This window comes from Bradyrhizobium sp. McL0615, assembly GCF_049993905.1.
GTDB lineage: Bacteria > Pseudomonadota > Alphaproteobacteria > Rhizobiales > Xanthobacteraceae > Bradyrhizobium.
The window spans coordinates 5,592,471-5,613,020 of the sequence record NZ_CP188254.1; the positions used below are offsets into that span (position 1 = coordinate 5,592,471).

Sequence of the window (20,550 nt, forward strand, 5' to 3'; positions counted from 1 at the left end):
GATCGTTTCTCAATCCCGCCCGGAGTTTGCGATGGTGAAAAAGACGAGCTTTGAGCACGACGGCTGCCCGGTGGCGCGCTCGCTGGATGCGATCGGCGACTGGTGGTCGATGCTGATCCTTCGCGAGGCATTTCTCGGGGTCAGCCGCTTCGGCGAATTCCAGAAGAGACTGGGGCTGGCCAAGAACATTCTCACCGTGCGGCTGCGCGCGCTGGTCGATCAGGGCATCCTGAAGACCGCGCCGGCCTCCGAGGGCAGCGCGTATCAGGAATATCTGCTGACGCCGAAAGGCCATGGTGTATTCCCGATCATGGTCGCCCTGCGGCAATGGAGCGAGGAATTCGACGCGCACCCGGAAGAGATCGCCACCATTCTCGTCGACAAGGAAAAGGGCAAGCCGGTGCGCAAGCTCGAACTCTATTCGCAGGACGGGCGGATATTGAGTGCGGGCGATATCGCGCTGAAGCCGCGAACGGCAGGAAAGCAGGGCAAGCGCGTGGTCGGATGAGCGAGTTTTCTCCCTCTCCCCGTTCTTGCGGGGAGAGGGTTGGGGTGAGGGGCTGCCGCAAGCGCTCCCGCCAATTGATAGACCTGTACCCCCTCACCCGGATCGCCGATGGCGATCCGACCTCTCCCCGCAGGCGGGGCGAGGTAAACAAACCCGCTCGTCACGACAGCTTGTGCTTGCTCCGGGTGCGCAGGCGTTCTTCCGCCTCGAGCTGCGCCATGCCGAGCAAATGGCCGAGCACCTCGAGCCGGTGGCGCGCCGCCAGCTTGACCAGTTCGGCAACGGTCTCCGCAATGAAGGCCACGGCCTCGTCGGGGCCGCCCTCCTCGCCTCGTTCAGCGGTACGTTCCTCGGGCGGCGCTTCCCGACGTTTGCCTGAAGCTTTTCGCTTCCGGCCGCCTCCAGCCTTGCTCAAAAAACTTGCATCCAATCGAATACAATATTGCTCAAAAATAACCCCTTTGCGGGCGCAACTCTAGGGCGCATTTCGGAGCTGCCTAGACATAAAGTCGATCCGTAAAGTTACGTGGTGGACATCTGCCGATTTGACAGGGGCCGCCTCACCACCCATGTTCGGGTCCAATCGGTGGGCCGCGAGTCTCGCGGAACCCGCCTTTATCTCCTCCCGTAAGCCATTGGAATGACATGAATATCGTCATCGTGGAGTCGCCGGCGAAAGCCAAGACTATCAATAAGTATTTGGGCGCCTCCTACGAGGTTTTGGCCTCGTTCGGCCATGTTCGCGACCTCCCCGCCAAAAATGGCTCCGTCGATCCGGAGGCCAATTTCCAGATGATCTGGGAGGTCGACCCCAAGGCGGCCGGCCGGCTCAACGACATCGCCAAGGCGCTGAAGGGCGCCGACCGGCTGATTCTCGCAACCGACCCTGATCGCGAGGGTGAAGCGATCTCCTGGCACGTGCTGGAAGTGATGAAAGAGAAACGCGCGCTGAAAGATCAGAAGATCGAGCGCGTGGTGTTCAACGCCATCACCAAACAGGCTGTGACCGATGCGATGAAGTCGCCGCGCCAGATCGATGGCGCGCTGGTCGACGCCTACATGGCGCGCCGCGCGCTGGACTATTTGGTCGGCTTCACGCTCTCGCCGGTGTTGTGGCGCAAGCTGCCGGGCGCGCGCTCGGCGGGCCGCGTGCAGTCGGTCGCGCTGCGGCTGGTCTGCGACCGCGAACTCGAAATCGAAAAGTTCGTGCCGCGCGAATACTGGTCGCTGGTGGCGACGCTGACGACGCCGCGCGGCGACAGTTTTGAAGCGCGCCTTGTCGGCGCCGACGGCAAGAAGATCCAGCGCCTCGACATCGGCTCGGGCGCGGAAGCCGAAGACCTCAAGAAGGCGATTGAAGCGGCAAACTTCACGGTTTCGACCGTTGAGGCAAAACCCGCGCGCCGCAATCCGCAGGCCCCCTTCACCACCTCGACACTGCAGCAGGAGGCCAGCCGCAAGCTCGGCTTTGCGCCCGCGCACACCATGCGGATCGCGCAACGGCTTTATGAAGGTATCGACATCGGCGGCGAGACCACCGGCCTCATCACCTATATGCGAACCGACGGCGTGCAGATCGACGGCTCCGCGATCACGCAGGCCCGCAACGTGATCGGCGAGGATTACGGCAAAGCCTATGTGCCGGACGCGCCGCGCCAGTACCAAACCAAGGCCAAGAATGCGCAGGAAGCGCACGAAGCGATCCGCCCGACCGATTTGTCGCGCCGTCCCGCCGAGATGCGCCGGCGTCTCGATGTTGATCAGGCCAAGCTCTACGAGCTGATCTGGATCCGCACCATCGCCAGCCAGATGGAATCGGCCGAGCTCGAGCGCACCACCGTCGATATCGCGGCAAAGGCCGGCGCACGCATGCTGGAATTACGCGCCTCGGGCCAGGTCATCAAGTTCGACGGCTTCCTTGCGCTCTACCAGGAAGGCAAGGACGACGACGGCGACGACGAGGATTCGCGCCGCCTCCCCGCCATGAGCGCGGGCGAAGCCCTGAAGCGGCAGGATCTCGCCGTCACGCAGCATTTCACCGAGCCGCCGCCGCGCTTCTCCGAAGCGTCGCTGGTCAAGCGCATGGAGGAGCTCGGCATCGGCCGTCCCTCGACCTACGCCTCGATCCTGCAGGTCCTGAAGGACCGCGGTTACGTCAAGCTGGAAAAGAAGCGGCTGCATGGCGAGGACAAGGGCCGCGTCGTGGTCGCGTTCCTCGAAAACTTCTTCGCCCGCTATGTGGAGTATGACTTCACCGCCGCGCTGGAAGAACAACTCGACCGCGTCTCCAACAACGAGATTTCCTGGCAGCAGGTGCTGAAGGAATTCTGGACCGGCTTCATCGGCGCGGTCAACGACATCAAGGATCTGCGCGTCTCCGAAGTGCTGGATGCGCTCGACGACATGCTGGGTCCGCACATTTACCCCGCCCGCGCCGATGGCGGCGATGTCAGGCAGTGCCCGACCTGCGGTACCGGTAAACTCAATCTCAAGGCCGGCAAGTTCGGCGCTTTCGTCGGCTGCTCGAACTATCCGGAATGCCGCTACACCCGGCCGCTCGCCGCCGATAGCGAAGCCAGCGCCGACCGCGTCCTCGGCAAGGACCCGGAAACCGATCTCGACGTGACGGTGAAGGCCGGACGCTTCGGCCCCTATATCCAGCTCGGCGAGCAGAAGGATTATGCCGAGGGCGAAAAACCCCGGCGCGCCGGCATTCCGAAGAACATGTCGCCCGGCGACATGGAGCTCGAACTGGCGTTGAAGCTGTTATCGCTGCCGCGCGAAATCGGAAAACATCCGGAGACCGGCGAACCGATCACCGCCGGCATCGGCCGTTTCGGCCCGTTCGTGCGACACGAAAAGACCTATGCGAGCCTGGAAGCCGGGGATGAAGTGTTCGACATCGGCCTCAACCGCGCGGTGACGCTGATTGCGGAGAAGATCGCAAAAGGCCCGAGCGGCCGCCGCTTCGGCGCCGATCCTGGCAAGCCGCTTGGCGAGCATCCGAGCCTTGGCGGCGTCGCGGTCAAGAACGGCCGCTATGGCGCCTATGTCACGGCCGGCGGCGTCAATGCCACGATCCCGAGCGACAAGACGCCGGAAACGATCACGCTCGCCGAAGCCATCTCGCTGATCGACGAGCGCGCCGCCAAGGGCGGCGGCAAGCCGAAGCGCGGCGCCAAGAAGGCTGCAGCGAAGAAGGCCGCGCCGAAGAAAGCAGCCGCCAAAGCAGCCGATCCCGATGCGCCAAAGCCAGCGAAGAAGGCGGCCGCGAAAAAAGCAGCAGTGAAGCCGAAATCGGAAGCCGTCAGCAAGGCGCGCGCGCCGGTCGCCTCCGCCGCGAAGACATCGGCGGCGAAGCCCGCCCCTGCACCCAAGACGCCTGCGAAGAAGAGCGCGGGCAAGGCCCGGGGATAAGTGAAGACAAAACACGACAATGGTTTTCCAAGCCGGGACGCCATCGTCGCCTTTATCCGTGCGAATCCGGGCAAGATCGGCACGCGGGAAATCGCCCGCGAGTTCGGCCTGAAGAATGCCGACCGCGTCGAGCTGAAGCGCATTCTGCGCGAACTTGCCGATGACGGCGCGATCGCCAAACGCGGGCGGAAAATCCACCAGCCCGCCACCCTGCCGCCCACCGTGGTCGCGGACATCACCGGCCGCGACACCGACGGCGAATTGCTCGCTACACCCACCGAGTGGGACACGGAAGAAAGCGGCCCCGCGCCAAAAATCCGCATTCACGTGCCGCGCCGCCCGCAGCCGGGAACCGCTGCCGGCGTCGGCGACCGCGTGCTGATGCGCGTCGAGAAGCTGGATGAGGGTGACGGCGCGCTTTATCGCGGGCGCGTCATCAAGGTCCTCGATCACGCCCGGACGCGCCTACTCGGCATCTTCCGGAAAGCGCCCGGCGGTGGCGGGCGTCTTGTGCCCGTCGACAAGAAGCAGGCCGGGCGCGAACTGAACATCGCGCCATCGGACACCGGTGGCGCCGAGGATGGCGACCTCGTCAGCGTCGATCTCGTGCGCACCCGCGGCTATGGGCTTGCTTCCGGCAAGGTGAAGGAGCGGCTTGGATCGCTTGCGACCGAGAAGGCGATCAGCCTGATCGCGATCCACGCTCACGAAATTCCGCAAGCCTTTTCGCCGAGCGCGGTGCGCGAGGCCGAGGAAGCGCAGCCTGCCACACTGAAGGGCCGCGAGGATTGGCGCGAACTGCCGCTGGTCACCATCGACCCGCCCGACGCCAAGGATCATGACGACGCGGTGCATGCGGCGCCCGACCCCGATCCGGGCAACAAGGGTGGCTACATCGTCCATGTCGCCATTGCCGACGTCGCCTTCTATGTGCGGCCGGGCTCCGCGCTCGACCGCGACGCGCTGACGCGCGGCAACTCGGTGTATTTCCCCGACCGCGTCGTGCCGATGCTGCCCGAACGCATCTCCAACGATCTCTGTTCGCTGGTGCCCGGCGAGCCACGCGGCGCGCTCGCGGTGCGAATGGTAATCGGCCCCGACGGCCGCAAGCGTTCCCACAGCTTTCATCGCGTGCTGATGCGCTCGGCCGCCAAGCTGAATTACGCGCAGGCGCAGGCCGCCATTGACGGAAGGCCCGACGACACCACCAGCCCGCTGCTGGAGCCGATCCTGAAGCCGCTCTACACCGCCTACGCGCTGGTAAAGCTCGCCCGCGACGAGCGCGATCCGCTCGATCTCGATCTGCCCGAGCGAAAAATCCTGCTCAAGCCCGACGGGTCAGTCGATCGCGTCATCGTGCCCGAGCGGCTCGACGCGCATCGCTTGATCGAGGAATTCATGATCCTCGCCAACGTCGCCGCCGCCGAAATGCTTGAAAAGAAGGCGTTGCCGCTTATCTATCGGGTACACGACGAGCCGTCCCAGGAGAAGGTTCATAACCTCCAGGAGTTTCTGAAAACGCTCGACCTGCCGTTTGCGAAAACCGGTGCGTTGCGCCCTGCTTTGTTCAACCGCGTGCTCGGCCAGGTTCGCGGTGAGGATTACGAACCGCTGGTCAACGAGGTGGTGCTGCGCTCGCAGGCGCAGGCGGAATATTCGGCGGAGAATTATGGCCATTTCGGCCTCAACCTTCGCCGCTACGCGCATTTCACTTCGCCAATCAGGCGATACGCTGATTTGATCGTGCATCGCGCGCTGATCCGCGCGCTCGGCCTCGGCGAAGGCGCATTGCCGGAAACCGAGACGCTGGAGACGCTCAGCGAGGTCGCGGCGCAGATTTCGGTGACCGAGCGCCGCGCGATGAAGGCGGAACGCGAGACGGCCGATCGGCTGATCGCGCATTTCCTCGCCGACCGTATCGGCGCGACGTTTCAGGGGCGAATTTCCGGCGTCACCCGCGCCGGCCTGTTTGTGAAGTTATCTGATACCGGCGCCGACGGGCTGATCCCGATCCGCACGCTTGGCACCGAATACTACAATTTCGACGAGACGCGTCACGCGCTCGTCGGCTCACGCAGCGGTGCCATGCACCGATTGGGTGACGTTGTCGACGTGCGTCTGGTAGAAGCTGCACCTGTGGCCGGCGCGTTACGGTTTGAGCTATTGACGGAAGGCCAGGTCATTCCGCGCGGCAGAAAACGCGACGGCGGGCGCGAAGGTTCGAGAGCGCAGGCCACACCGTCGAAAGCGCATCCGGGCCGTAGCCCGCGCAAGAAGGATCGCAAGCCGGGCAAACCAAAGCCCGGTAAACCGAAGAAAGGCAAGTCATGGAAACGGTGAGCACCGCGACGACATGGAGCCGGAATACCGTGCAGGCCGAGAAGCGTGACGTCTGGACCGCGATGAAGCGCGGCTTTCGCGGCCGCTGTCCCCGCTGCGGCCAAGGCAAGCTGTTTCGCGCCTTCCTGAAGGTCGATGACCACTGCTCGGTCTGCAGCCTCGACTACACGCCGCATCGGGCCGACGACCTGCCCGCCTATCTCGTGATCATCATCGTCGGCCATATCGTCGTGCCCGCGGTACTGTGGATCGAAACCAATTATTCGCCGGCCGTGTGGCTGCAACTGGCGATCTATCTGCCATTCACCTTCATCGCATCGCTCGCGTTGCTGCAGCCGGTGAAAGGCGCCGTGGTCGGCTTCCAATGGGCATTGCGCATGCATGGCTTTGACGAGAATGCCCCTTCCGACATTCCGCCGGTCTAGCTAAACCAAAAAGAACAAGAGCATCAAACGGGGATGGAATGACCGAAGCCGCGACCGCCGTCATCGAAGGAAAAGAAGCCGATCACCATCCTTACTTTCGTCCGAAGGACGCGGCGACGCTGATCCTGATCGACCGATCCGGTGACAAGCCGAAAGTCTTGGTCGGCAAACGCCACGACAAGGTCGTGTTCATGCCGGGCAAGTATGTTTTCCCGGGCGGCCGTGTCGATAAAGCCGACAACCGCATTCCCGTCGCCGCTCCGATCTCCGCCGAGCTTGAGGCGAACCTGCTCAAGGGCAGTCCGAAGATCGCGCCTTCGCGGGCGCGCGCGCTCGCGGTTGCCGCGATCCGCGAGGCCTGCGAGGAAACCGGGCTCTGCCTCGGCCGCAAGGTCGACAAGCCTGCGAAGCTCGACGGCGCCTGGCAACCGTTCACGGAAGCAGGCCTGCTGCCCGATCCGTCGAGCCTGTTCCTGATCGCGCGCGCGATCACCCCGCCCGGCCGCGTCCGCCGCTTCGATACGCGCTTCTTCACCGCTGATGCCTCCAGCATCGCCCATCGCGTCGAAGGCGTGATCCATGCCGATGCCGAGCTGGTCGAACTGGTGTGGGTCGAGATCGGCTCGCGGCCGCTCGCCGACGCGCATGCCATGACCAAGAACGTGCTCGCCGAACTCGACCGACGGCTGGCCACTGGGCCGTTGAAACACGACGCACCGGTGCCGTTCTTTCATTTCTACGGCGGCAAGATGCAGAAGGACGTGCTGGGGGCTTAGGCTTCCGCCGATCAGCGAACGGCGGCCATGACCGCTGGCAGCATTCTGGTGGCGACCAGCCGGTGCCCCTCCACCGTGAAGTGAATGCCGTCTGGCTGCAAGTATTGGCGCAAGGCGGCGTTCCACCACATTGGGATAATTTTGATGCCTCGGCTACGAAGCCGAGCTTCGATCGCGGCCAGTTCCGCGTTCTGATCACCCTTACCCAGCCGCCTCCCGTTCCAGCCACCGCCATATCGATCGAGGAGCACGATCTTCGTCCCCTGCGGGACCACGGAATCGATCCGGGCCAGCATTCCCGCATTGGTATCCCCGTTAATTCCGGCGTTTGTCACGTGAACGCTGCGGCCCTTCGCCACCAGCATGCGCTCGAGTTGCGCCGGCCAGGCATCTGAACTGCTGACGCCTCGTCCCGCAACATTGCTCGCGCCGATGGCGACGATCTGGGCCTGCGCCGGATCGGCTGAACCGAGCATCGGCACAACGAGGAAACCAACGAGCAGAAACAGCCTTGCCGCAAAACTCATGCGCCCCTCCATGCGACGGGGTTACGGCTAGTTCGTACAACGGTAACCCGCACCACCAACAAAATATCCGATATGCACGCTCACGGCGAGAAGTGACGCGGAAATATCCTCCTGATGTCGTTTAATTCGCAAAATTCTTCTCGGCCCGACCTGATGGCGCAATCCTGACCGCCTCCCTATCTGTTCCCCAACAATAACAGCTACGGAACGGGGCAATGGCACAGCGGCAACTCAAGCTCGGCGCGTTCATGCGGCCGGTCTCCATCCACACCGGCGCCTGGCGCTATCCCGGCGCATGGCCTGACGCCAACTTCAATTTCCCGCATATCAAGAAGCTGATCCAGAAGCTGGAGGCCGGCAAGTTCGACGCCTTCTTCATGGCCGATCACCTCGCCGTGCTGAACATGCCCGTCAATGCGCTCAAGCGCAGCCACACGGTGACGTCGTTCGAGCCGTTCACGCTGCTGTCGGCGCTGGCCGGCGCCACCGAACATATCGGCCTGATCGCGACGGGATCGACCACGTTCGACGAGCCCTATCACGTCGCCCGGCGCTTTGCTTCGCTTGACCACATCTCGGGCGGGCGCGCGGGCTGGAATATCGTGACCACTTCCAATCCGGACGCCGCGCTGAATTTCGGGCTCGACGACCATATGGAGCACGCCGAGCGCTACAAGCGGGCGCGGGAGTTCTACGACGTGGTGACGGGTTTGTGGGATTCCTTTGCTGACGACGCCTTCGTGCGCGACGTCGAATCCGGGCTCTTTTTCGACCCTGCGAAAATGCACGTGCTCAATCACAAGGGCAAATATCTCTCAGTGCGCGGGCCGCTCAACATTGCCCGTCCCGTCCAGGGCTGGCCGCTGATCGTGCAGGCCGGCGCGTCCGAGGACGGCAAGCAGCTCGCGGCGGAAACGGCAGAAGCCGTATTCACCGGTGGCGGCCCTCTCGCCGACGCGCAGAAGCTTTATGCCGACATCAAGGGCCGCATGGAGAAGATCGGCCGCAACCCCGAGCACCTGAAAATCCTGCCCGGTGCCTTCGTCGTGGTCGGCGACAGCGTCGATGAAGCCAAAGAGAAAAGAGCAAAACTCGACAGCATGGTGCATTACGATTCAGCCATCGCCTCGCTCTCGGTCCAGCTCGGCACCGACGCCTCCGGCTTCGATCCCGACGGGCAGTTGCCGCCGATCCCCGAAACCAACGCCAGCAAGAGCGGACGCCAGCGCCTCGTCGATGTCGCCGCGCGCGACAAGCTCACCGTGCGCCAGCTCGCCCAGCGCGTCGGCGGCTATGGCGGGCTATCGTTCGTCGGCACGCCGCAGACGATTGCCGACCAGATGGAGGACTGGCTGATGAGCCGCGGCAGCGACGGTTTCAACATCATGTTCCCGTTCCTGCCCGCGGGGCTTGACGATTTCGTCGACAAGGTGGTGCCGGAACTGCAGAAGCGCGAGATTTTCCGGAAAGAGTATGAGGGCAAGACGCTGCGGGAGAATCTGGGGCTGCCGAGGCCGAAAAACCGGTTCTTTGAGGGTTAATCCCGCCGAATCAAGCCGGTTTTTGCCCCGAAAACCTTGACTTTGGGCGATCAGAAGCTAGGTTGCGCGGCAGATGCAGGCCGGTTTGGCCGGCGCCTGATATCCCCCTATTTGAGGTTTGAGAACATGGCCAAAGCGGTCACCATCAAGGTCAAGCTCGTTTCCACGGCGGATACCGGCTTCTATTACGTCGCCAAGAAGAACTCGCGCACCATGACCGACAAGCTGGTCAAGAAGAAGTACGACCCGGTCGCGCGCAAGCACGTCGAGTTCAAGGAATCGAAGATCAAGTAATTCGTAGGCGCATCGCTGACGGATTTGAACGGGGCCCTTTAGGCCCCGTTTTTTGTTGCGCTCCGCTTGGCCGCTGCACCCTCCGTTGTCGTCCTCCGCGAAAGCGGGGGACCCAGTACGCCGCGGCCTCTCGATTACGCCACTGCTGCCTCTGGAATACTGGATCACCCGCTTTCGCGGGTGATGACGACTGGTGATGGGTTGGATCCTTACGCCGTCTGCATTTGCCGGGGCGGCTCACTCGGCCGGATCAGCGCGAACGCGACCTGGATGATGCCGCCGGCCAGCCCCAGGGCTACACCGATCCGCCACGCCATGGTGTAGGAGCCGAGCTGGTCGTAGATCAGCCCTCCACCATAAGCGCCGAGGAACGAGCCGATCTGGTGGCTCATGAAGGCGAGGCCCTGAATCATCGCCTGCCATTTCATGCCGAACATTTCGACGACGGCGCCCGCAACCAGCGGACCGACGCCCATCCAGAGGAAACCCATGATCGCCCCGAACAGGAGCGTGGTCGCCGGCGTCGCCGGCAGCATGAAGTACCAGGCGAGTGCGAGCGAGCGCAGGATGTAGATCATCCCGAGCAGCGCCAGCTTGTTCCAGCGCTGACCGGCCCAGCCGAAGAACAGGCTGCCCAGCACGTTGAAGCCGCCGATCATGCCGAGCGTCTGCGCACTCAGCATCGGATCGAGGCCGCAGATCAGGAGATAGGACGGCAGGTGCGTGGTCAGGAACACGAGCTGCATGCCGCAGACGAAATAGGCGCAGGTCATCACCACGAACGAGGCGTTGCCGAAAGCGATCTTCGTGGCTGTTGCAGCGGACGTGTCGCCGATGTCGTCGGCGGCCTTGGGCGGCAGCGGAATCCTGTCGGCCCGGCCCGCATACCAGGCCGCCGGCAGCATGAACAGCGACAGGATCACGAAGCCGGCGACGCCCACGCGCCAGCCAAAACCTTCATTCAACATTTGCCCGACCGGCGCCGACACCAACGCGCCGAGCGATCCCGCCGCCGAGACCATGCCCATCACGGTGCTGCGCACGGTGGCCGGCACCGCGCGCGCCGAAACCGACATCGCAATCGCATTGGCCGTGCAGGCCAGCGAGACGCCGATCAGCACGCCCGCGCCGATCAGGATCGGGATCATCCCCTGCGCGGTCGCCATCAGGGCAAGGCCCACGATGTACATCAGCGAGCCCACGATCATGATCGGACGGAAGCCGTAGCGCACCGTCATGGCGCCGGCGACCGGCTGCAGGAATCCCCAGGCGAGGTTCTGCACAGCCAGCGCCAACGTGAACTGCGACACCGAAATTCCGATGTCGTGCGTCAACGGCTGCATGAAGATGCCAAAGCTCTGCCGCAGGCCCATGCTCAAGGTGAGCATCAGCGAGGCGCCGATCAGGATGGGAAGCGTGGGCCGCAGGATTTGCAGCAGGGCCATTGTTTTTATTCTCCCCAGGGGCGCGATTCGACCGCCGCGTGCTGAAATTGATATCTGAAATAGGTACACAGACCTGTGTAACTAGGCTATAGAGAGGTGCCGCTGTCAAGCAACCGGTGACCCGCGCATTCGCATGGCTACCCTGCCCGCCAAACCCGACATGAAAGACCGGATTCTCGAAACCGCAGACAGGTTGTTCTATCTGCAGGGAATTCGCGCGGTCGGCGTCGATACCATCGCGGCCGAAATCGGCATCAGCAAGCGCACGCTCTACAATCATTTCCCGTCCAAGGACGCGTTGATCTCGGCCTATCTGGCGCGGCGCTTCGTGGCGCCGCGGCCATCGGACAAGTCGCCGGTCGAGCAGATTCTCGGCACCTTCGATTCGCTGGAGCGACGCTTCTCGGCAAAGGATTTTCGCGGCTGTCCCTTCGTCAACGCGGTGGCTGAACTCGGCGAAGACCGCTCGGTCCGGAAGGTTGCCATCGCCTTCAAGGAAAGCCGCCGCCTCTGGTTTCGCAATCTGCTGCTGCAGCTCGGCGTCATGGATGCGGAAGCGCTGGCAACGCAGCTCGCGCTGCTGGTCGACGGCTCGATCGCGCAGAACCTCGTCCGAAACGATCCGGCGATGGCGCGGGCGGCAAAGCAGGCAGCGACCGTGCTGCTGAGGAATGCCGGGGTGAAGGTGGGTGGGAGTGCAGCGAGGAACAGCGCTGGAAAACGGCAGTCCAGACCGGCCTCTTGAGACCCTCTCCGCCGTCGTCCCTGCGAACGCAGGGACCCATACGCCGTGGCTTTTCAGTTGGGCGATGTGGTAGTTACCTTCTCACAATAACCGGCATCGGTGGCTATGGGTCCCTGCGTTCGCAGGGACGACAGATAGCAAAAGCCGCGCAAGAACCATGACGGCAAAAGGGAGCGAAAATGGAAGATCTGAAAGTCACCGCCAACGGTTACGACTTCAAACCGGCGCAGGCGGCGATGCAGCGCTACATCGACAACAATTTGCTATCAGGCATTTCCTGGGCGGTCATGGTCGGGCGCGACCTGGTGGACGTGAATTGCGTCGGCTGGGCCGACAAGGAAGCCCAGACGCCGCTCCGCACCGACCACATCTTCCGTGTCTTTTCCAATACCAAGCTGGTCACTTCCTGCGCCGCGCTATTGCTGTTCGAGGAAGGCAAATTCAAGCTCGACGACCCCATTGAAAAATTTATTCCGCAGCTCGGAAATCGAAAAGTGCTGCGCCCGGGCGCCACGTCGCTGGATGACACCGAGCCGGCGAAGAGCTCGATCACCATCCGTCAGCTCCTGAGCCACAGCTCCGGCCTGAGCTACGGCTTTTTCGATCCGGGCACTGCCATCTACAAGGCGCTGAACGAGCGCGGGGTGCACGATCCCAGGACCACGCTGGCTGACATGGTGGACGTGCTGGCCGGACTGCCGCTGATCTATCAACCCGGGACATCCTGGGAATACTCGCTCGCCATCGACGTCGTGGCGCGGCTGGTTGAAGTCATCAGCGGCCAGAGTTTCGATAAGTTCATCCAGGCGCGGATCCTCGATCCGCTCGGCATGGTCGATACCGGTTTCGTCGTGCCGGAAAAGGATCAGGGACGGCTGGTCGCCTATTACGCCGGTGCCGACCTGATGGAGCCGATGAAGCCGGGTCTTACCCGGACCGACAATGCGCCGTTTCCCGGCGCATATCTGCATCCCATCGCAAGGCTCAATGGCGGCGGCGGCCTGGTTTCAACCATGCCTGACATGGTCGCGCTGATCCGAAGCCTGCTGCCCGGCGGCAAGACCCTGCTCAAGCCGGAGACGATTGCGCAGATGATGACCAATCAATTGCCCGAGGGCCAATGGATCCGCTTTGCCTTGATGGGACCACAGCCTGGCAAGGCACATGGCCTCGCCGGCGGGTTGATCCTGCAGCCCTCGGCGTTCGACCATCCCGACGCGTCGGGCGAATTCTATTGGGGCGGCGTGGCCGGCACGCAGTGGTGGATATCGCCGAAGCGCAACATGGCCGGCGTGATGATGGCGCAGCGCCAGATGGCGTTCGTCCATCCGTTCTCGTTCGAGTTCAAGCGGCTGGCGTATGAGGCGGTGAAGCAAGGTGCGGAAGGAATGCGTGCGTCGGCTTGACTGTCGTCACCCGCGAAGGCGGGTGACCCAGTATCCCAGAGACGTTCGTAATCAAGCCGAGAAGCCGCGGCGTACTGGATACCCCGCATGCGCGGGGTATGACGACCGGTTGGTGCAACTGCGATGACGGCTCACGCCGCCGTCGAAACCACCCTGTTCCGCCCGTCGTGCTTCGCCTGATACAGCGCCACGTCGGCGCGCTTGAGCACGTCGGCGACCGGCTCTCCCTTGTGGTCCAGCGTCGCCAAGCCGATTGAAATCGTGACGTCGATCCGCTTGGTGCCCTTGTTGACCGCAAAGGTTTCGCCGGCGATCGAGCGGCGCAGGCGCTCGGCGACCATGCCGGCGACGGTCAGGTCGGTTTCCGGCATCACGATCACGAATTCCTCGCCGCCATAGCGGCAGGCGAGATCGATGCCGCGGATCGACTTGCGGATGCGCACGGCGAATTCGCGCAGCACGTCGTCGCCGGCGTCGTGGCCATAGGTGTCGTTGATCGATTTGAAGAAGTCGATGTCGAGGATCATCAGCGCGAGCGGCTTGCCGCGACTCGAGGCCTGCTCGGCCAGCGTCGCCAGATGGGTTTCCATATAGCGGCGGTTATGCAGGCCGGTCAGCACATCGAGGATCGCCATTTCGATCGAGTTCTGCACATTGTCGCGCAGGTGATCGGTATAGCGCCGCTTGCGGATCTGGGTGCGCGCCCGCGCCAGCAATTCGTTCTTGTCGACGGGACGCAGCAGATAATCGTTGACGCCGATTTCGAGCCCGCGCAGCAGCCGCGCATTGTTGTCGGCATCGGAGATCGCGAGGATCGGCAACTGCCGGGTGCGCTCCAGCGAGCGCGCCTGGCTGCACAGCCGCAAGCCATCGTAATTTTCCAGGCTGAGCGAAACGATCAGCAGATCGTAATTGCCCTCGGCGGCGTGAAACAGCGCCTCCGCCGGATTGATTTCGACGTCGACGGTGTGCTCGGCGGAAAGGATCGGCGCCAGCCGCTCGTAGGACGACGGCCGGTCGTCGACCAGCAGGATCCGCCCGCCGACGCCCTTGTCGGCGATCGCGCTGCGTTCGGGCGCCTCCATGCCGATCTCGAGCGAGGTGATGGCGCGCATCCGCAGCTCATCCGTCATCATCTTCAGCCGCGTCAGCGAACGAACGCGCGCGATCAGGACGATGTCGGATACCGGCTTGGTGAGAAAATCGTCGGCGCCGGCTTCCAGCCCGCGGACGCGATCGGACGGGCTGTCCAGCGCGGTGACGATCACGACGGGGATGAAATGGGTGGCCGGATTGGATTTCAGCCGGCGGCAGACCTCGAAACCGTCGAGATCGGGCATCATGACGTCGAGCAGGATGATGTCGCAGTCGGAGCGCGAACAGATGTCGAGCGCCTCGGCACCATTGGATGCCGTCAGCACATCGAAATATTCCGCCGACAGACGGGCTTCCAGCAGCTTGACGTTCGCTGGGACGTCATCGACGACGAGGATACGCGCAGACATCGAAACTCACTCCTACCCCTAGCCGATAAAGCGCCGCACGGTTTCGATAAACTTGCCGACGGAAATTGGTTTGGACAAATACGCCTCGCAGCCGCCCTCGCGGATGCGCTCTTCGTCGCCCTTCATCGCGAATGCGGTGACCGCAACCACCGGAATGGCGCGCAACTCCGGATCGTCCTTGATCCAGCGCGTCACTTCGAGGCCGGACACTTGCGGAAGCTGGATATCCATCAGGATCAGATCGGGGCGCAGCTTGCGGACGAGATCGAGCGCCTCGAAACCATTGCTGGTGCCCGAGGTCTGATAGCCGTGCGCTTCCAACAGGTCGCGAAAGAGCTTCATGTTGAGCTCGTTGTCCTCCACGATCAGGACGGTTTTTGCCATCCCGTCCCTCCCCTCATCCCAGGAAACAGATCCGACTTCAGCACGATCCTGTACCGCCGCCGGGCTGCCGAAAAGTGAATTCAAACTAGCGTCAGATTTCGCTCTAAGCCGTTAAATCGATGCGCCAACTTTCGCGGTGTGGTTTCCACTTGCTTGAACACACTGCGCAGACTCGGGCATGATGGTTCCAAACTAGACACCATAAGTTAACGGAAAGGCAAACCCATCGTTGAAAAAGCCTGTTCACAACCCCCGCGAAGTAGCTGAAATCGTTGCAGTTCAGGCGCTGAGTTTCATTGCCAGCGACCCTGAAAGATTGGGGCTTTTCCTGGCCGAAAGCGGGATCGGCCCGGAGACGCTGCGGACGGCGGCGGCTGACCCGCAGTTTCTGAGTTCCGTGCTCGATTTCGTGATGCGCGACGATGCAACCGTGAAGGCGTTTGCCAGCGTCTCACAACTGCATCCGACCAACATTGCCGCCGCACGCCAGGTGCTGGGCGACCCGGACTGGGAGCGCGACGTGCCGTGAGCGCGCCCGCGCCAACCTTAGACGGTCCGCGCGCGTTTTGCCGGGATTGCCTCGGCGACCTCGATATCAAGGCCCGACGATGCGGCGCATGCGGCTCGCCGCGGCTCGTCCGCCACCATGCGCTGCCCTCGCTGACGCTGGCGCATATCGATTGCGACGCGTTCTACGCCACGGTGGAGAAGCGCGACAATCCGGAGCTGGCCGACAGGCCCGTGATCATCGGCGGCGGCAAGCGCGGCGTGGTGTCGGCCGCCTGCTACGTCTCGCGCACCTATGGCGTGCGCTCGGCGATGCCGATGTTTAAAGCGCTGGCGCTCTGCCCGCAGGCTGCCGTCATCCCCCCCGACATGGCGAAATATGTCCGCGTCGGCCGCGAGGTGCGCCACGCCATGCAGACGCTGACGCCGCTGGTGGAACCGCTGTCGATCGACGAGGCATTCCTGGATCTGGCCGGCACACAACGCGTCCACGGCATGATTCCGGCAAAAGTACTGGCGCGCTTTGCCCGCGACGTCGAGCGCGACATCGGCATCACGGTGTCGGTCGGCCTGTCCTGCAACAAGTTTCTGGCCAAGATCGCCTCCGATCTCGACAAGCCGCGCGGCTTTGCCACGCTCGACCAGGACGAGGCCCGCGAAATGCTGGCGGACAAGCCGGTCGGCTTCATCTACGGGGTCGGCCCCGCGACCCAGGAGAAGCTGGTGCAGCGCGGTTTTCGCACCATCGCGGACCTGCAGCGCGCCGACGAGGTCGAACTGATGAAGCAGTTCGGCGGCGAAGGCCGCCGGCTGTGGCGGCTGGCCCGCGGCATCGACGACCGCAGCGTGGTGGCGGACCGCGGCGCCAAAACCATTTCCAACGAGACCACGTTCGAGAACGACATCAAGGATTTCGCCACGCTGGAAAAGGTGCTGTGGCGGCTGTCCGAAAAAGTGTCGTCGCGGCTGAAGAGCGGCGATCTGTCAGGCCTCACCATCACCTTGAAACTGAAGACCGCGGATTTCAGGCAGCGCACCCGCTCGCAGTCGATTCAGGCGCCGACCCAGCTCGCCGCGAAAATCTTCGCGGTGTCGCGCGAAATGCTGGCGAAGGAGATCGACGGCACGGCGTTCCGCCTGATCGGCACCGGCGTCAGCGCGCTGCGCGAGGGCTCACAGGCCGACGACACCGACATGCTCGATCGCCGTTCGGCCCACGCCGAACGCGCGATGGATGATCTGCGGAAGAAATTTGGTAATGCCGCCGTGATCCGAGGCATCGCCTACAAGGGGCCGGCGAAGGAAGACGACGAGGAAGAAGAATAGTAGCGCGCCGCCCTCTCCGCGTCATTGCGAGCGCAGCGAAGCAATCCATGGCCCAACAAGCGGAGAGATGGATTGCTTCGTCGCTTCGCCCCTCGCAATGACGGCTGTTCCAGCGACGCGCAATGACGTCAGTCCACGACAGCGACAGCCTCAATCTCGATCAGCCATTCAGGGGCCGCGAGCGCCGTTACACCGACCAGCGTGCTCGCCGGCGGCTCCATGCCTTCAAAGAACGCCGAGCGCGCCTTGCCGATGATGGGACGCAGCTCCGGTCTGTAGCCGACGACAAAAGTAGTGATCTTGACGATATTGGAATAGCTCGCACCGGCAGCCTTCAGCGCAAGGCCGAGGTTGTGCATCACCTGGGTCGTCTGCGCGGCCAGATCACCCTCGCCGACCACCCGTCCCTCGTCGTCGGTGGACACTTGTCCCGAGATATAGATCGTGCGCGCGCCCTGGGCGACGACGACGTGTGAGTAAGCCGGATTGTGATGAAGGCCGCTTGGCCTGAGATGTTGCTTGCTCATGTTTGCGCTTCCCTGACGTGCATGGTTGGGCCGAAGCGTATCCGGGTCCGGCGCTCTCGACCAGACTGATCCTCGCCGATGGCATGACGGAAGGCCAGGCCGCGGCTTGAAGGGATGATCGAACTGCGGAGCTGCCGTCAGAGCATCTTGCCGACAACCTTGGTCATGTCCGCCGCCGAGAAGGCACGCAACGACTCGGTGCGAACATTGCCAAGGGCGCCAAGACTCAGGCTAAGCGTCATGGCGGAAAGTTCATCCGGCGCATCGAGGACTGTCACAACGTCATATCGTCCCTGCGTCCAGAACAGCTCCTTTACGGTGACTCCGAAGGTCTCGGCCATTTTCTTGAAAGCATCTGCCCGCTTCGGCGAGTCCTTGGCGGCACGGATTCCCTGGTCGGTGAAGTTGCCAAGCACGACATAAGTTACCATCGTGGCTCTCCCTGGTTGTCGGTGTCAGCCGAACTTTCTGGCCGATTGTTCGGCTGCACCGATAGATCAGCGTTCTTGACCCGTCCGGCGGCATCACGCGATCGGCTTGTTGCCGGCAACAAGTCACGTTGCTTCGTTCCGCCGCCCGGGCATATGACCGAGCAAATCCATCGGCAGCGGAAAGACCACGGTCGATGATCGCTCGCCGGCAATGTCGTGCAGCGCCGCGAAATAGCGCAGCTGCATCGCCTGCGGCTCCTGCGCAAGCGTTCGGCCGGCTTCGACGAGCTTCTCGGCGGCTTGCTGCTCGCCCATCGCATTAATTACTTTGGCGCGCCGCAACCGCTCCGCCTCGGCCTGCTTGGCAATCGCGCGCACCATGGTTTCATTGAGATCGATATCCTTGATCTCGACGGTGGTGACCTTGATACCCCATACGTCGGTCTGCTGATCGAGAATTTCCTGGACGTCGGCATTAAGCCGGTCCCGTTCGGCGAGCATCTCGTCCAGTTCGTGCTTGCCGAGCACCGAGCGCAGCGTGGTCTGCGCCAGTTGGCTGGTCGCGGCCATGTAATCGCCGACCTTGATGATCGCGCGCTCGGGATCGATGATGCGGAAGTAAAGTACGGCATTGACCTTGACCGAAACGTTGTCGCGCGAAATCACGTCCTGCGGCGGCACGACCTGTACCATCACCCTGAGATCGACCTTCACCATCTGCTGCACGACCGGGATCAGGATGATCAATCCCGGGCCCTTCACGCCGGTAAAGCGGCCGAGCGTGAACACGACGCCGCGCTCATATTCGCGCAGGATGCGAATGGCCGAGGACAGAAACAGGACCACGACGACCGCGAGCACCCCATAAGTCAAATAATCAAGCATCATCACGTACCTCCTTCGGGGACGGTGAGCACCGGCCGGCGCCGTACCACCAGCGTCAAATCCACGATGTTGGCCACTTCGACCACCTCTCCGGGCTTGAAGGCTTCGGTGCCGCGCGCCTGCCACCGCTCACCATGGGCGAAGACGTGGCCTTCGCTCTCGGACCAGTCGAGGATTTCGGCGGACAGGCCGCGCATGGCCTGTGCGCCGAGGCGCATGGGGCCTCTTTGGGCACGTCGAAGCGAGCCGAGGACAACCAGGATCAGCCCGACGAAGATCGCCGCCGTGACGCCGATCACCGGCCATGACAGCCGGAATCCGGGCGCTTCGAGCTCGAACAGCATCACGGCTCCGAGGACGAATGCGACGATCCCGCCAAGGCCGAGAACCACGGTCGGGTTGAAGACTTCGATGACCAGAAGCGTGGTGCCCAACAGGATCAGGCCGAGGCCCGCATAATTGACGGGCAGCATGTTGAGCGCATAGAGGCCCAACAGCAGACAGATCGTGCCGATCACCCCGGGCGCGACCGCACCGGGCGAGGAAAGTTCGAAGATCAGGCCGTAGATGCCGACCAGCATGAGAATGAAGGCGACGTTGGGATCGGTGATCACTCTCAGAAATCGTGAGATCCATCCAGGATCGATCGCTTCACGCGCGGCCTCCCTGGTCGCCAGATGCCGCGTCTCGCCGCCCGCAACCTCGACCGTGCGACCATCGATCTGCCTGAGCAGTTCGGCCTGGTCGCGCGCGACGAGGTCGATCACATTCGCCTGCAACGCGGCATTGGCGGACAGGCTGGCGGCCTCCCGCACCGCTTTCTCCGCCCAATCGGCATTGCGGCCGCGCATCTCGGCAAGACTGCGGATCAAGGCGACGGCGTCGTTCGTCGCCTTCGCGGCCATGGCATCCTTTGTCTTCGGCTGCTGGTCGCTGCCGTCCTTCTTTTCCTTATCGCCCTTGTCAGGGCTTGCGTCCGGCAGACCCGGCAGCGGGCCGCCAATCTGCACCGGCGTCGCCGCTCCGAGATTGGTGCCCGGCGCCATGGCCGCGATATGCGTGGCGTAGAGGATATAGGTCCCGGCGCTGGCCGCATGGGCTCCGGAGGGGGCAACGTAGCCGACGACGGGAACGCGCGACGCCAGCACGTCTGCGATAATCTCGCGCATGCTGGTTGAGAGACCGCCCGGTGTATTCAAACGCAGAACGACAATTTCGGCATGTCGTTCGTCTGCCTTGGTAAGAGCGTCTTTCACGTAACGGGCGGTTGCCGGCCCGATAGCTCCTTCGACCGAGACGGTCAGCGCAAGCTTGCTGTTGTTCTCCCCCGCTGAGGCCACAGGGGAAAAGACAGCGAGAGCGACCGCTACAACGGCCGCAACAAGAGTCGCCCGTACATTCTGCACAGCAAGGACTCCCTTATCGACATGATATGGGGGTGTCCTCCTCGAACCTCAATATATCAGGGATTGGCGGTCCGCAGCGTTTCCCGGTGAATCGGGCTCGCGGAGATCAGCTTTCACCGTCGTGGAAACGGCAGCGCGTCAATGGTATATCAAGC

General features: G+C 63.1%; 20 protein-coding genes. 11 read left to right on the plus strand and 9 right to left on the minus strand.

The annotated features are described in order from the left end of the window. Positions 1 to 31 precede the first annotated feature (31 nt). Positions 32 to 508: a winged helix-turn-helix transcriptional regulator gene (locus ACPPVP_RS26725; RefSeq protein ID WP_426526016.1), complete on the plus strand. Its 477-nt coding sequence runs from the start codon at positions 32 to 34 to the stop codon at positions 506 to 508. Positions 509 to 668: 160 nt separating this feature from the next. On the opposite strand, the gene ACPPVP_RS26730 is transcribed toward ACPPVP_RS26725, so the two are convergent. Beyond that, a complete protein-coding gene (locus tag ACPPVP_RS26730; RefSeq protein WP_426526018.1) occupies positions 669 to 923 on the minus strand; it encodes a hypothetical protein in 255 nt (84 codons plus the stop codon). 230 nt (positions 924 to 1,153) lie between these two features. Here ACPPVP_RS26730 and topA point away from each other — a divergent pair, with 230 nt between their 5' ends. Genes topA through ACPPVP_RS26750 form a run of 4 tightly spaced genes read left to right on the plus strand, consistent with a single transcriptional unit; the run spans position 1,154 to position 7,466 of the window. Continuing rightward, entirely contained in the window at positions 1,154 to 3,925 is a 2,772-nt protein-coding gene (gene topA, locus ACPPVP_RS26735; protein ID WP_426526020.1) for a type I DNA topoisomerase, read from the plus strand. Then, on the plus strand, positions 3,926 to 6,265 hold the full coding sequence (rnr, locus tag ACPPVP_RS26740) for a ribonuclease R (protein WP_426526022.1): 2,340 nt from the start codon (positions 3,926 to 3,928) through the stop codon (positions 6,263 to 6,265). Then, positions 6,253 to 6,690 (plus strand): DUF983 domain-containing protein, encoded by a 438-nt coding sequence (locus ACPPVP_RS26745; protein ID WP_426526024.1) that lies wholly within the window; start codon positions 6,253 to 6,255, stop codon positions 6,688 to 6,690. The genes rnr and ACPPVP_RS26745 overlap by 13 nt, the downstream gene beginning before the upstream one ends. Before the next feature lie 38 nt (positions 6,691 to 6,728). Next, the gene (locus tag ACPPVP_RS26750; protein WP_426526026.1) at positions 6,729 to 7,466 is read left to right on the plus strand and encodes an NUDIX hydrolase; all 738 of its coding nucleotides are present in this window, start codon (positions 6,729 to 6,731) and stop codon (positions 7,464 to 7,466) included. An 11-nt stretch (positions 7,467 to 7,477) separates the two neighbouring features. Here the strand turns inward: ACPPVP_RS26750 and ACPPVP_RS26755 are convergent, their stop codons facing one another. After that, positions 7,478 to 7,993, minus strand: coding sequence for a GDSL-type esterase/lipase family protein (locus tag ACPPVP_RS26755; RefSeq protein ID WP_426526028.1), 516 nt, complete (start codon positions 7,991 to 7,993; stop codon positions 7,478 to 7,480). A gap of 215 nt (positions 7,994 to 8,208) precedes the next feature. Here ACPPVP_RS26755 and ACPPVP_RS26760 point away from each other — a divergent pair, with 215 nt between their 5' ends. After that, on the plus strand, positions 8,209 to 9,534 hold the full coding sequence (locus tag ACPPVP_RS26760) for an LLM class flavin-dependent oxidoreductase (RefSeq protein WP_426526030.1): 1,326 nt from the start codon (positions 8,209 to 8,211) through the stop codon (positions 9,532 to 9,534). A 126-nt stretch (positions 9,535 to 9,660) separates the two neighbouring features. Continuing rightward, positions 9,661 to 9,828, plus strand: coding sequence for a 50S ribosomal protein L33 (rpmG, locus tag ACPPVP_RS26765; protein WP_027537094.1), 168 nt, complete (start codon positions 9,661 to 9,663; stop codon positions 9,826 to 9,828). A gap of 209 nt (positions 9,829 to 10,037) precedes the next feature. Here the strand turns inward: rpmG and ACPPVP_RS26770 are convergent, their stop codons facing one another. Then, a complete protein-coding gene (locus ACPPVP_RS26770; RefSeq protein WP_426526032.1) occupies positions 10,038 to 11,273 on the minus strand; it encodes an MFS transporter in 1,236 nt (411 codons plus the stop codon). A gap of 133 nt (positions 11,274 to 11,406) precedes the next feature. On the opposite strand from ACPPVP_RS26770, the gene ACPPVP_RS26775 reads away from it, so the two are divergent. Further along, positions 11,407 to 12,018 (plus strand): TetR/AcrR family transcriptional regulator, encoded by a 612-nt coding sequence (locus tag ACPPVP_RS26775; RefSeq protein WP_426526034.1) that lies wholly within the window; start codon positions 11,407 to 11,409, stop codon positions 12,016 to 12,018. A 179-nt stretch (positions 12,019 to 12,197) separates the two neighbouring features. Continuing rightward, positions 12,198 to 13,424: a serine hydrolase domain-containing protein gene (locus ACPPVP_RS26780; RefSeq protein ID WP_426526036.1), complete on the plus strand. Its 1,227-nt coding sequence runs from the start codon at positions 12,198 to 12,200 to the stop codon at positions 13,422 to 13,424. 131 nt (positions 13,425 to 13,555) lie between these two features. Here the strand turns inward: ACPPVP_RS26780 and ACPPVP_RS26785 are convergent, their stop codons facing one another. Together ACPPVP_RS26785 and ACPPVP_RS26790 are read right to left on the minus strand one after the other, a co-directional pair. After that, a complete protein-coding gene (locus tag ACPPVP_RS26785) occupies positions 13,556 to 14,929 on the minus strand; it encodes a PleD family two-component system response regulator (RefSeq protein ID WP_426526038.1) in 1,374 nt (457 codons plus the stop codon). Between the two features lie 18 nt (positions 14,930 to 14,947). After that, entirely contained in the window at positions 14,948 to 15,313 is a 366-nt protein-coding gene (locus ACPPVP_RS26790; protein ID WP_027538546.1) for a response regulator, read from the minus strand. Between the two features lie 229 nt (positions 15,314 to 15,542). Between ACPPVP_RS26790 and ACPPVP_RS26795 the strand changes: the two genes are divergently transcribed. Further along, positions 15,543 to 15,842, plus strand: a complete 300-nt coding sequence (locus ACPPVP_RS26795) for a DUF3572 domain-containing protein (RefSeq protein ID WP_426526040.1) — start codon at positions 15,543 to 15,545, stop codon at positions 15,840 to 15,842. Next, positions 15,839 to 17,146, plus strand: a complete 1,308-nt coding sequence (locus tag ACPPVP_RS26800) for a DNA polymerase IV (RefSeq protein ID WP_426526042.1) — start codon at positions 15,839 to 15,841, stop codon at positions 17,144 to 17,146. Before ACPPVP_RS26795 ends, ACPPVP_RS26800 begins: the two co-directional genes overlap by 4 nt. Positions 17,147 to 17,274: 128 nt before the next feature. On the opposite strand, the gene ACPPVP_RS26805 is transcribed toward ACPPVP_RS26800, so the two are convergent. From ACPPVP_RS26805 to ACPPVP_RS26820, 4 genes are all read right to left on the minus strand, one after another. Further along, positions 17,275 to 17,673: a RidA family protein gene (locus tag ACPPVP_RS26805; RefSeq protein ID WP_426526044.1), complete on the minus strand. Its 399-nt coding sequence runs from the start codon at positions 17,671 to 17,673 to the stop codon at positions 17,275 to 17,277. 137 nt (positions 17,674 to 17,810) lie between these two features. Next, on the minus strand, positions 17,811 to 18,104 hold the full coding sequence (locus ACPPVP_RS26810) for a GYD domain-containing protein (RefSeq protein ID WP_426526046.1): 294 nt from the start codon (positions 18,102 to 18,104) through the stop codon (positions 17,811 to 17,813). Positions 18,105 to 18,227: 123 nt separating this feature from the next. Next, positions 18,228 to 18,992 carry a slipin family protein gene (locus ACPPVP_RS26815; RefSeq protein WP_426526048.1) on the minus strand — a complete coding sequence of 255 codons (765 nt, stop codon included), beginning with the start codon at positions 18,990 to 18,992 and terminating at the stop codon, positions 18,228 to 18,230. Next, complete coding sequence (locus ACPPVP_RS26820; RefSeq protein ID WP_426526050.1) at positions 18,992 to 20,395, minus strand: NfeD family protein; 1,404 nt, start codon at positions 20,393 to 20,395, stop codon at positions 18,992 to 18,994. The genes ACPPVP_RS26815 and ACPPVP_RS26820 overlap by 1 nt, the downstream gene beginning before the upstream one ends. Positions 20,396 to 20,550 lie beyond the last annotated feature (155 nt).